Below are 505 nucleotides of genomic sequence, written 5' to 3' on the forward strand. Positions count from 1 at the left end.
GCTCTCGGTCGATCAGCCGGTTCGACTGGGCGACGTGATGCGCGGAGAGGAAACGCAGATTCTGGGTGCGGGCGTGCGCGACGGGGTGGTCGTGCTGCCCGGAACGCACAGCAAATGGGCGATGCTGGACGCCGGGCGCGTAACGGGCTTTCGTACGGCGATGACCGGCGAGCTTTACGCCGTATTGCTGCGACATTCGTTGCTGGGTCGTTTGGCGGAGGATCCGGGCGAGCATGACACCGCGGGTGCCTTTGCCCGTGGCGTGAACCGCGCGCTGGCAGATCCGGCGGTGTCGATGCTGCTATTCTCGGCGCGTGCGGAGGTGCTGCTGGGGAAGCTTTCTACGCGGGAGGTTGCGGCGTATCTGTCGGGCCTGCTGATCGGGGCCGAGCTCGGCGCGATGATGGGGGCAGCGCACGGCACGATCACGATGATCGGCGATCCAGCGCTCAGTGCGCGCTATCGCACCGCCTTCGCCCTTGCCGGGCGAACCGACATCGACCTC

The 505-nt window shown here is 67.1% G+C and carries 1 protein-coding gene; it reads left to right on the top strand.

Annotated features, from left to right (window positions below):
• Positions 1–505 (top strand): 2-dehydro-3-deoxygalactonokinase (locus AACY49_RS30410; protein WP_339527976.1); only part of this gene is annotated, 505 nt, incomplete at both ends.

It is taken from the genome of Pseudomonas sp. EL_65y_Pfl2_R96, assembly GCF_963970905.1.
In the GTDB taxonomy this organism is placed as follows: Bacteria; Pseudomonadota; Gammaproteobacteria; order Pseudomonadales; family Pseudomonadaceae; genus Aquipseudomonas.